10 protein-coding genes are annotated in these 11,189 nt (G+C 42.4%); 7 read left to right on the top strand and 3 right to left on the bottom strand.

The window, feature by feature from the left end; translation table 11 throughout:
- A partial coding sequence (locus F0232_RS24545) for an HD domain-containing phosphohydrolase (RefSeq protein WP_171751076.1) occupies positions 1-1,005 on the bottom strand: 1,005 nt, incomplete at its 3' end.
- 258 nt (positions 1,006-1,263) lie between these two features.
- Positions 1,264-2,754 (bottom strand): DUF4041 domain-containing protein, encoded by a 1,491-nt coding sequence (locus tag F0232_RS24540; protein ID WP_057622950.1) that lies wholly within the window; start codon positions 2,752-2,754, stop codon positions 1,264-1,266.
- Between the two features lie 367 nt (positions 2,755-3,121).
- On the opposite strand from F0232_RS24540, the gene F0232_RS24535 reads away from it, so the two are divergent.
- From F0232_RS24535 to F0232_RS24505, 7 genes are all read left to right on the top strand, one after another.
- Complete coding sequence (locus F0232_RS24535) at positions 3,122-4,057, top strand: Rpn family recombination-promoting nuclease/putative transposase (protein WP_171751075.1); 936 nt, start codon at positions 3,122-3,124, stop codon at positions 4,055-4,057.
- A 953-nt stretch (positions 4,058-5,010) separates the two neighbouring features.
- The gene (locus F0232_RS24530; RefSeq protein WP_171751070.1) at positions 5,011-5,538 is read left to right on the top strand and encodes a hypothetical protein; all 528 of its coding nucleotides are present in this window, start codon (positions 5,011-5,013) and stop codon (positions 5,536-5,538) included.
- Between the two features lie 351 nt (positions 5,539-5,889).
- Positions 5,890-6,276, top strand: a complete 387-nt coding sequence (locus F0232_RS24525) for a hypothetical protein (protein WP_171751078.1) — start codon at positions 5,890-5,892, stop codon at positions 6,274-6,276.
- Between the two features lie 78 nt (positions 6,277-6,354).
- Positions 6,355-6,690 carry a type I restriction endonuclease subunit M gene (locus F0232_RS24520; protein WP_171751077.1) on the top strand — a complete coding sequence of 112 codons (336 nt, stop codon included), beginning with the start codon at positions 6,355-6,357 and terminating at the stop codon, positions 6,688-6,690.
- A 54-nt stretch (positions 6,691-6,744) separates the two neighbouring features.
- Positions 6,745-7,188 carry a lytic transglycosylase domain-containing protein gene (locus F0232_RS24515; RefSeq protein WP_171751074.1) on the top strand — a complete coding sequence of 148 codons (444 nt, stop codon included), beginning with the start codon at positions 6,745-6,747 and terminating at the stop codon, positions 7,186-7,188.
- Between the two features lie 352 nt (positions 7,189-7,540).
- Positions 7,541-8,668 (top strand): site-specific integrase, encoded by a 1,128-nt coding sequence (locus tag F0232_RS24510; RefSeq protein ID WP_171751073.1) that lies wholly within the window; start codon positions 7,541-7,543, stop codon positions 8,666-8,668.
- Positions 8,665-9,969 (top strand): site-specific integrase, encoded by a 1,305-nt coding sequence (locus F0232_RS24505; protein ID WP_171751072.1) that lies wholly within the window; start codon positions 8,665-8,667, stop codon positions 9,967-9,969. Before F0232_RS24510 ends, F0232_RS24505 begins: the two co-directional genes overlap by 4 nt.
- 659 nt (positions 9,970-10,628) lie before the next feature.
- Here the strand turns inward: F0232_RS24505 and F0232_RS24500 are convergent.
- The coding region (locus F0232_RS24500; protein ID WP_171751071.1) for a DUF1566 domain-containing protein at positions 10,629-11,189 on the bottom strand (561 nt) is incomplete at its 5' end.

Below are 11,189 nucleotides of genomic sequence, written 5' to 3'. Positions count from 1 at the left end.
AGCTTTCTTCGCTCCGACAGCCTTCCTATATGGTCTATCATTTGCCATAGCATCGAAGGTATCTGCAACAGCTATAATCCGAGCCTCAAGTAAAATTTCATTCCCTTTGATTCCGTTTGGGTAGCCCGAGCCATCCAACCTTTCATGGTGCTGTTCGATCATTTCGACGATTGGCCAAGGAAAAATTACTTCATGAAAAATCTTTGCTCCCACTTCTGAATGACTTTGGAGTAACTTGTACTCTGCTGGCATGAGCTTCCCAGGCTTACTTAAGATTTGAGACGGGATCGTAATTTTCCCGATGTCGTGAACCAAAGCTCCAATGACTAGTCCCTCTTTCACAGAGTCTTCTAGTGAAAGTTTATCAGCTATAAGGTCGCATATATGAGCGACATTGCGTTGGTGAGAGGAAGTGTATTCATCACGAATTTCAAGCGCACGAGATATTGCGCCTAGCATATTAGTCATAATCGCGATGGAGGTAGAAGAATCAAATTCTAGCTTGTTGTTAGCTAATCCAGATTCGATCTTACTTACCTTTGTTTGTACCTGAGGCCAGATGTCATTGATCATACTGTAAAAATAACTTACGAAGTCATGACTGTATGGTGCGTTGTTGTTGCCTATACCGATGACTGCAACTACGTCATTCTTTTGTATTACGGGAAGACTGAAGTGATGAGTTAGTTTTATGTGGTCTTTCGGTAAAGAGTCATCTATGGAATAGTTTGCATCATAGTGGTTGTGTATTACGGGCTTTTTAGTTCTTATACTATCTGCCCATATTCCTGCAGATGATAGTGGATAGTGGGTTACGTAGCTGCAATGGCAATGTTCCAAAACAGAGGTTGACCAAACATTTAATGCGATTTCTTCGTTAGTATGAGAATAGAAGTGGAAATATCCGATATCGCTCTTAGCTTCTTGTACAAAAAAATCAATGAGATCTCGATAGAAGTCATGACTCGTTAAATATTTCTTTCTTGTAAGAAAATCTATACTCATAGAGCTTTCAGTCCGTTAAAATTGATATTGACTTTAAGTCTAGTTCTTTTTCGCGTATTTCATCTGACATTAGCAGAATTTAGGCTGGCTAAGAAAGTACATGTTCTGGCTGAAACTAATATTGGGGCAGAACTGTACTAACTGAATTAGCTAGCTGGAAGATGGGAAATGGGCTTAAAAAAATCTAGCCCAGATTAAATCTGACAGGCACCGAGTCAAAAATGGGTAACTGTCAGATCAGGTCTGAATTAGTACACTTTAAATGCTCTCAGCAAATTCAGGTTGCTTCGTCTTAGTTAAATCGGTGATAGCACCAAGCTCGATTGCTTCTTTCAACTCAGCTTGTTTGCGCATTGCTTTAGTTTCATTGAAGTCCTGTGCTACAGCAGTTTCGATGAACTCAGCATCATCAATATCGAAGTTTTTAACAGCTTTCTTGATGTCAGATAGATCCACTTGGAAAAACTCTTTACGCCTATTCACCATGTTCAGACGGTCATTATCGAATACGCGATGCAACTCTTTCTCAAGAGAAGGTGCGTCAGTGGTGTGAATCATGGCGTGGACATCAAAACTGAATGGTACTGAAGCGTCACCCAACTCCTTGACCCGATCCATTGGTTCGAGTCGACGGGTCATACCAATCTTATAAACGTTTTCTCCAAACGAGCCAATATTACTAATAACATAAACGTGACCTTGCTTGGTTTGCTCTGCCATACTCTGTGCACGTTGATGCTTTTGCTCTGCGGCTTCAAGATCAGACTGTAGCTGTGCGATCTGTTCTTCCAGTTTACAACGGGCTTCGTCATTCGCTGACTCGAGCTGTTTTCTAGCGGTCACAAGAGCTTTAGAAAAGCGTGCTTCTTCTTTGATGGCTTCTTGTTCCGCTTTCTTGATCTCAGCTTCAATCTTCGCTTCTTCACGCATTTGAGCCTTAATTTCAGCCTGTTCTTCTTTCTCTGTTTGTTTCTTCTCTTTGTGCTCGTGAGTCAGGCGAAGTTCCTCAATTTTCAATTGCAAATACTTATTTGAAATGACAATCGTGTTGGACTCATTCAGCTTATTAATTGCTTCAAAGGCTTTATTAATTCGCGCTTCCATCTTGACGACATTTTTCCATGTACAGTTGGCGATGGCTGCTTCACATTCGTTGTTGAATGCGCGAGCTGTGAGCCTAATGCCTCGGTCAGTCATCTTCTTACCTTCGACTTTTGAGTTACCTACCGTCCACTCAGTGGTGCAGTAAATCGCTCCAGAGGTATCCTTCAGGCGAAGAAGGTCTTTTTGACGCTCTTTGCACTCGCGGACTTTCTCTTTAAATTGCTCCGCAGTGTCAAAGTCAAAGTGTGGTTCGTAGAAGCCTAGCTCTAGCAACTCAACGTCATCGTCATAAATGCCTATTTTATGGATGAGTGAGTCATATATGCCTTTCTTTTCTTTGTAACTCGACTTGAGTTGCTCAATATCATTTGTGACCTCAAGAAAAACTGCATTGGCTTCGTCTTGGCGCAATTTGGAAGCTTGATCTCGAACCTCAATCTCTTTATCCAAGTTGATGATGCCAGAATATTGCATCTCATAGTCAGCAAGTGCTTGAGAAGCCTTTTTGGTTTCCTGTTTGGAATCTTCCAGTTCTCGTTTTGTAGATTTAAGTCGAGCAATAAAGATAAAAAGCACTACAGCTAGTAGTGCAGAAATCACTAGAAATAGTAGCGGGGGTAAATTTGCGAATGCTGATTGAGGCATTATCACTCCTGATTAAAAATTTCAGGTGTAGTTTAACAGAATAATTCGGAGGTATTATGCCATTGTATTTTTTAAGGTTATTAAAATAAAAGGAAGACAATAGGGTCACATCTTGCGTTTTGCCACGCATTACTTTTAGTATGTCAAAATTAGCTGCCGATCTGGAACGTATTTAGAAGCGAAACAAACTTTGGGGCAAAAGTAAGTTCATTACGCAAGTTGCGCAACGCAGCATGCGTTCTAAACACGTCTTGGGGCAAAGATTACTTAGAGTAAATTAACTAAATTGATGTGTAGAAAGAAACCAACATGGTGCATAATTTTTATCATGGTACTGATTTGACTTATTTGGTGTTAGGATAATGGAATGAAAAAGACCACGCCAACTCCACACGATGCGCTTTTTAAGCAGTTTCTCACTCATTCTGAAACCGCTAAAGACTTATTGGATATTCACCTGCCTGCTGAGCTGCGTGAAATTTGTGATTTGACGACCCTAAAGCTCGAATCAGGCAGTTTTATTGAAGAAAGCTTACGCCCTTACTATTCGGATGTCCTTTATTCTCTTAAAACGTCTCAGGGGGAAGGGTACGTCTATGCGTTAATCGAGCACCAGAGTCGGCCAGATAAACACATGGCGTTCAGACTGATGCGTTACGCTATCGCTGCTATGCAACAGCATATTGAAGCGGGCCATGAGCACTTACCCTTAGTGATACCTTTGCAGTTTTACCATGGCCAAGTCTCGCCGTATCCTTATGAAATGAATTGGTTAAAAGGGTTTGTGAATCCTGTTGTGGCTAAAACACTCTATACTCAAGATTTTCCATTGGTCGATGTCACGGTCATCTCCGATGATGAGATAATGCAGCATCGCCGTATCGCGTTACTTGAACTTGTACAAAAGCACGCTAGGCATCGCGATATCATGGATTTCCTTGAGCCTCTGGTCACATTGCTCTTAACCGATTACACTACAGATAAGCAAGTACAGTCATTGATGAGCTACCTACTCCAAGTGGGTGAAACGAGTAACCTAGAAGCGTTAATTACGTCACTGGTCTCATCAGTACCGAAACACGAGGAAACACTTATGACTATTGCAGAACAATTGCGCCAACAAGGCGAGCGACGTGGCCGCCAAGAAGGGCGCCAAGAAGGTATACAATTAGGTGAGGAAAAAGGCCGCCAAGAAGCGCTCAAGGATATGGCGCGTAAGATGCTGCTTAATGGTCTAGATCAACAAACCATTATGGATGTCACGGGATTGAATACAGACGAACTCGCACAACTTTCTCATTAGCTGCTCAAGCATAAAGGGTTGTGTTGATAAAATCTGCCTGGAGATAAAGCTACATCGTCTATGGCTAACCGTTGGCTTCTAACTGACATAGCTAGAGCGACAATTTTTGTTTGTAGTTTTCACATTTACTATCATTTCACCTATCTGAGCGTTGTAGTATTTCAAACTCGCTTTACCGCTTCATTTATTGCTCCACTCTCTTCCCAAAGCATTACCTTCTTTCGAGGTGAGTTCCAGTGAGGGACAACTTTTCTTTTTCAGAGGCTCATGGCACAACAAAACTGACTTCCGCACTCATGGTTTCGGGTGTATCGATATGAAAGCTAAGTGCAGCTTTTGCCATGCTCTGCGTTTCTTTGCATCCAGCTTTTTCACTTTCCACTCTCCCTGACCAAAAAGATGGAGGCTAATTGAGTTGATGGCTAGATGGCGAATAACCCTTTAGATTTATCGCGATATTTGACTTGAACCGCCTTCGACGCATCTCCCTGAATATTGATTATGACGGTTCTGTTTCCAACGCCAATCAATCTATAAAGTACGTATTAAACTTAAATATTGGGCGTTCTCCCTTCGGTCGGCTCATTCCGTCGTTTCACTCCTCTCGCGATAACTTATGTCACTTATTATCGAGCAAGCTCGATGTGACATCCAGTTCCTGCGAGCAATCACCCAACGCCTCCGCTACTGCGTAGCTGCGCCTTGTCGTGCCTCCTCGTTACCTTTCACTGATTTCAATTAAGGTCGAGTAAAGGCTTGTTTTCTTATGTGCCGACTTTCCTTTCGACTCGCATCACGTGATGGCGCTCGCAGGCTGTTCACCATCCTCAAGCAGAACCTTATCTGCAAGGGTAAATAAACGCTTCGCGCCCCTGCAGATAAGAACCCTGTTTGAGGTCTGGACAGCCAAGCGGCTCCATAAAAGTGATACTCAAACAAAAAGGAAACTCCTCATGGCACAACAAAACTCAACCCCAACTCTTTCTAAATCGAATGTCAGCGACCAGCGTTTCGCCGCTGGGCACGAAAGCTCACCAAAAAATGATATCTCTTTGTCTGATCTGTTGTTGGCTCGCCAACGAATCCGGGCTATGTGTGATGAGAGTTCGCCTTGTGAGGAAGTGGAGGCGAAGCCAATGGCAGTGTTGATGCGCCTTCAACACCTAAAAATGTTCAGCCGAGGACAAAGTCCCTTACAAAAAGATGATGTGGCCACTCTTCATCGTCAACAGTTCGATAAGAAACTTAAAGCGCAATTTCCAGATATGAATCAACGAACGTTTCACCATCACGAAATCTATGACCTTTTGATTGGGTTGAATGCGTTCTGTGCAATGGGGGGATGGTATGTCAGGGAGAACAACCAAGAAATGATAGTACACACATGTTACGGCTCAATATTCCCAGGTTTACGTTTTAAGAAACAAGGTGAAACTTACCGTTGTGTCGGTTTCAATTTTAATATTCGTTTAGCGTCATAAGGAGTGATAATAATGAAACTGAATGTAGAGTTTTCAAAACTGCATATTGCAGCAGCAAAAATGAAAGGTTTAGAAAGTCTTGTCAACGAGCTGCGTAAGACAAAAGGTGTCATTTCAGGACGGCTTGGAGTAAGCCGTTGCGTTCACTCGCAGTCAAGGCGGCGATGTCGAAAAGCGAGAAGACGGTGTTATTCGTTTGACGTTAGGTAGGTTTAGTGTTCATTGCTTCCAACCTTATCCTGATATTGATTTGTTTTATTTCGAGTTTTAAGGCGTTAGGTAGGAATCAGGTCAATAGCCACCTTAGTCTTTATTGAGACCACCCTCAATGACAACGTAGAGGTTTAAATGATGAAATATCTCTCTCACTATATTCAAGACAAACAAACGCAAGCATTTAATGAGGCAGGGGCATTCTTTGCTTTTTCTAATAAGCAGTTCGCTGAAGCAAGAAAAGAGGGCGTTAAATATGCGTCGTTAGGTATGGGTTTAATTTGCCCTGTTGATAATGCGAAGCAATTAATGAACCGTTTAGATTCTATTGCTCAAGAAGGGATCGCCGAAGACATCGAAGAGAATGATAAAAAAGCGATCATTCGACGTGAGCTATTCAATCACGAGTGTTTCTATACCAATGATATTTGTGATTGTGTCGAAAAGCTCGAAGGGTATGGTATTTCTTACGATGAAGTGTATGAGGTGTTTAATCACATTCGTAAAACGGAAGACGTTTATTAAATGCTAAAAGTAAAGCGCCTTGATATTTGCTGTATCAAATATCAAGGCAAATTCAAGTTAAATACAGAGGTAAATAAAATGAACATTAAAAATGTTACACCAGGTAACGAAGAAACAAAAGAAAAAAATTATGTTTGTACGGCTGTGCCGTTAGATCTTGGCAAAGTCGTTTGTACACAAGGCATTGCTGAACTGCTAAATAATAATATTGGTGTTAATTTACCGATTTACTTACATCGTCACCAAAATGGTGATTGGGGAAATGTCTGTGTTGAAGATAAACTTACCAATGATGAAGCCACCAAGACAGGCGAGCGGGTTTTATCCAGTTACACCATTTGTAATGAACAAGTCTGGATAATTACCGAACGTGGTCGTAGTTGCACTACGATTTTACTCCCTAATGAATATTGATGACGTCAATTTACGCGATATAATGGAGTCTCTTTAGACTCCACTTTTTAGCTTATGAAAATATCAACCTTATTATTATCGATATTCCCAAGTTTTGGGTATTCGTTTTGTTTTGATGAAGCAGGGCAGTATTACAATGTTGATCCGGGATTATTGCGAGCGATAGCGCAGGTTGAAAGCAGTCTTGATCCTAATGCTTATAACGAAAACAAAAATAAACAAGGTCAAGTAACCAGTCGCGACTTTGGACTCATGCAAATTAACTCATCTTGGTTTCCTCGACTGGCTGAATTTAACGTCAATGAAACTAATATTTACGAACCTTGTTTTAATGTTTCATTAGGTGCATGGGTATTAAGCTCCAACTTTGCCAGTCATGGTTATAACTGGAATAGCGTAGGCGCTTATAATGCGGGATTTCTTAAACGTACCGAGAACGCCAGAAAAATATACATCAAAAAAGTTAAAAAAGTCTATTATCAGTCGCCATTAAAATAACCCTTCTTGCACCATGACGGTGCGGCGCTAGTTGTCTCACGATCTTTTTTTTCCGTTTTACATTCCTTCCCTAATAGTGTCAATCACCCTCGGTTCAATCGCCAACGGTTCGGCTTTTGCTCTCGACGTTTCTAAAACAAGTCCAAAAAACACAAACTTGATGGAGACTCATTGGAGGTCATTGTTACGGCTTTAGAATCATCCACACACCACCCCATAATCTAGCGATTATGAATGGTTGTCTGTTGTAAGTTATTGATAATTATTGATGTTAAGTTTTTGTTTTTTGATGTTATGGCATTTTTGATAACGTTTTTTTGTTCAAAAATGCCCCTGTAAACAGGAGCTTAAAATGCAAAAAATGCCTCTTACTCAGCGATTTGTCGAGCATGTAAAACCGACTTCGACCACACAAGAATACTATGATACCAAGGTGTCGACGCTGTATTTACGAGTCTACCCGTCAGGGAGGCGAGTGTTCTTTGTTCGCTTCCAGAGTAACGGATTGAGAAAAAATCATAAGCTAGGGTGCACATTAGAGTGCTCATTACGTCAAGCAAGACGAGAAGCCTTGCAGCTTGTTCATCAAGTACGCAGTCCGAAAATTGAAGCATTGCCCTCCATAACGCTACAGGCGTTCGGCCAAGAGTTTTTTGAGCGTTATCCTCGTCATTGGAAACCTCGCACTTTGAAAAAGAACGAAAGTGCCTTTCGTCTTCAGATCGCCCCTTATCTTGGAGATAGGGAAGTACAATCTATTGTTCGAAATGATGTTGAGCAGTGGTTTGCCCAGTTAAGCCATGTGAAAGGCTCAGCCAACCAAGCGTTAGTGTTGCTGTCGGTTATGATGCAGCAATGTGAAACATGGGAATATCGTCCTAAAAATACCAATCCTTGCCGTGGTTTCAAGCGCTATAAAGCAGGAGAGGTGGAGCGCTATCTTAGTAAAGACGAATTGCGTCAGCTCTGGAGAGTGCTAGACACGTTAGAGGGCGATAACCCAGCTAAGGTTATGATAATACGTCTGTTAATATACACAGGTTGCCGCTCATCGGAAGTGAGAACCTTGCAATGGAAAGAGTACCGAGGTAATCACTGGCATTTATTAGACAGTAAAACGGGGGCGAAAACGGTTTACCTTTGCTCACAAGTCAGAGCTTATCTTGATGCATGGAAATCAGAGAGTCATTACCTGTTTTTGGCCCCTTGTAACACCCAACCTATATCAACCAATCAGTTGGGTATTTTCTGGCGACAGGTTCGCCAGTTAGCCGGATTAGAAGGTGTGCGCTTGCATGATTTACGTCACACCTACGCCAGTATTGCCATTCAGTCGAAGGTGAACTTGATCGTGCTTAGTCGTCTTTTGGGGCATGCTGAAGCAGAAACGACGCTAAAGTATGCGCATTTGGGACGTGATGACGTATGTCAGGCGGCTTCTCATGTGTCGGGAGTACTCGTTAAGGGGATGCGCTCATGAAGTCACTGTTATTCACTTCTAAAGTCATTCAATCACTGAATTCAAAAACTCGAACGTATACGGTGTGGGATACCCAAGTTCCAGCGTTAGGGGTTCGAGTTTATACCGATGGTCGTCGTTTCTATGTGACTCATTTATCCATTCCCAATAAGACGTTGGCGGCAGTGGGGCAACTGACACTAAAAAAAGTGAGACAACACGTACGCGCTTTACAGGCCTCTTTTTTAGACAAAGAGACGAAACCGATACGGTTGATCCGCTTTGATGCGTTGGTGAAAGAAGAATGGACGGATAAGGTCTGCAAGGGATGGAAACTGAGTACACAAGGGACTGCGTCGAGCGCCTTAAAAAAGCATTTGTTGCCCGAGTTTGGACGTTTTCCTGTTAGCCGTATTGATTCGTGTCATGTGCATCGTTGGTTTGATGAACTCAGCCGGAATTACGCAGGGGCTGCCAACCGTAATCTTGATGTGCTTCGTTCAATCTTCAAATATGCGGTGAAGCAAGGTTATTGCATGGACAATCCTTGTGACGGTCTTAAGCAAAATCGTAAAAAAAAGCTCAATCGTTTTTTGAGTTTGGACGAGTTAGCGCGGTTGCATAACGCATTAACGGTGGTCAGCCAGCAAGGTGATATGGAAGCGTGCTGTTGTCAGGTGCTAAAGCTGGTGCTGTTAACGGGATGTCGAATTTCAGAGGTAACAGGATTGCAATGGTCTTTTGTAAAAGGCAGGGAGTGGCACTTGCCGGACAGCAAAACGGGTGCGAAGGTGGTGTATGTGGGCAAGGAAGCGCAACAGCTCCTTTCAGACATATCCAAGCAGGCATGGGCGCATCGTAGCGAATCACACGATGATGTGTTTATGCCCTTGCGTCGTTTTGTGAGTCGGTCGACTAAGGTTAGTATGGTCTGGCAACAGGTGCGAGCCTTAGCCCATATCGAGGATGTTCGCATTCACGATTTGCGTCATACCTTTGCCAGTTATGCGGTGTTAGAGGGGTACCCTATTCCGATGGTGTCGAAACTGTTGGGTCACACGCGTATCTCATCCACGCTTCGTTATGCTCACGTGGATGATGTGCAAGTATCGCAATCTGCTGAGGCGATAGGGGAAGTTATTAGTGGAATATTATCAGGTCAGCTTGTGAGTAACCCTAAAACTCGAAAAGTGAGAGCATCCAAACCTAAGCCGACGAAATCTCCCTCTAAACGCAGAGGAAGACCTATCAAAACAATACCGGAACTGACCGATGAGGAGGTTGAACGGTTTAGATATGAAGTGGATTTTTGGGAATGGTGATTAAAATATCTGTCGGAATAACACAAGTGCATCAAACTTTATGGCTAGGGTTTTGGTAAAGTTTTTGTTTTGGGGAGTCACACTTGGAGTTCTAGGCTCATTTACTTTTTTCTTGCCTCACCGTAGACCTTCCAGCCCTGTAGTAGCAACGGTTAAATGCTGGATTTTTCCTTTAGTCTTGAACGCAACGTACTATTGACCGTTTTGGCTCCTATACTAATGCATGAATAATGAGGTCTTTCAGGAGCACCTTGCTTGGTCTGTTGCTCTTGTTGGATTGCTTCTTCATCAATCTAAAATATCAGTGACCCACGATTGATTAAAGCTTGATTATATTACTTTCAGTTAGTTTTTTATAGCGAGGCTTGGTCATTAACCTAAGTCTTTGAGTGAACTTAGCTGAACAGATCGTAAGTTGAGGTTTAGCTTTCTGACTTTGATAAATAACCGACAGCCTATTCACCTCTTGTTTAATGAGAATTGTCGTCAGCCAAGCAAGTTTGAACGAAATACTTATTTGCGACTGACCCCAGACTTATTTTCAATTCATTTGTCGATCCTGTTGAAGAATTGAGAGGCTTGATTCTTGTGATGCAAAAAGTAACCACCTACCGAAGTAGGTGGTTTAAAGGAAAAGATTAAAACTTACGTATTGATCGCTAAGGAACAGAAACACACGAGGCGTAAAGAGTGTCGTCGCCCGGCATAGTCAAACCAGAGCGTCCATTTCTGAGAGAGAAATTTACATAGCCCGGCCCCCTAGCAGTTGATGTCCAGTAATTAATCCTGACTGCCCAGCCTCTAGCTGTAAACATATTACCGTTTGTATTGAATAGTCCTCTTAATTCATTCTCGGTAGCTAAACGCCAGTTGGTTCGTCCTGCAATATTATTAGTATTATACGTATTACATAATGAGCTTGCTTTGTTCCAATCGAAAAGATGGAAATCCCCGCTTGGGCCTGACGTTCCTATTTCTTGTGTAAAACCGTCATTTACACTGCTTCCTATGCTATCTAGGAACGTTTTGGATGGTGAATTGGTAAACAATGTACCGCTACCAGTATCCAAGAGATCAATACATTGATTTCCAGTCCTCCTGCATGCATAGACTTCTACATCCACAGTATTACTGGTGATGCCATCTTTGATGGCTTCAACCGTTGTGTCGGCGACAGCGTTCCCTGAGAGTAAGCCGGTAGGGGTGACCGTGGCTGTCTG

This window comes from Vibrio sp. T3Y01, assembly GCF_013114525.1.
In the GTDB taxonomy this organism is placed as follows: domain Bacteria; phylum Pseudomonadota; class Gammaproteobacteria; order Enterobacterales; family Vibrionaceae; genus Vibrio; species Vibrio chagasii_B.
Note: the sequence above shows the minus strand (reverse complement) of the source record. Positions and strands in the feature narration are given on the sequence as shown.

Bases quoted from the DNA above. Each gene is read 5' to 3' on its own strand.
- F0232_RS24540 (WP_057622950.1), bottom strand. From the start codon at position 2,754: ATGCCTCAATCAGCATTCGCAAATTTACCCCCGCTACTATTTCTAGTG.
- F0232_RS24535 (WP_171751075.1), top strand. From the start codon at position 3,122: ATGAAAAAGACCACGCCAACTCCACACGATGCGCTTTTTAAGCAGTTT.
- F0232_RS24530 (WP_171751070.1), top strand. From the start codon at position 5,011: ATGGCACAACAAAACTCAACCCCAACTCTTTCTAAATCGAATGTCAGC.
- F0232_RS24525 (WP_171751078.1), top strand. From the start codon at position 5,890: ATGAAATATCTCTCTCACTATATTCAAGACAAACAAACGCAAGCATTT.
- F0232_RS24520 (WP_171751077.1), top strand. From the start codon at position 6,355: ATGAACATTAAAAATGTTACACCAGGTAACGAAGAAACAAAAGAAAAA.
- F0232_RS24515 (WP_171751074.1), top strand. From the start codon at position 6,745: ATGAAAATATCAACCTTATTATTATCGATATTCCCAAGTTTTGGGTAT.
- F0232_RS24510 (WP_171751073.1), top strand. From the start codon at position 7,541: ATGCAAAAAATGCCTCTTACTCAGCGATTTGTCGAGCATGTAAAACCG.
- F0232_RS24505 (WP_171751072.1), top strand. From the start codon at position 8,665: ATGAAGTCACTGTTATTCACTTCTAAAGTCATTCAATCACTGAATTCA.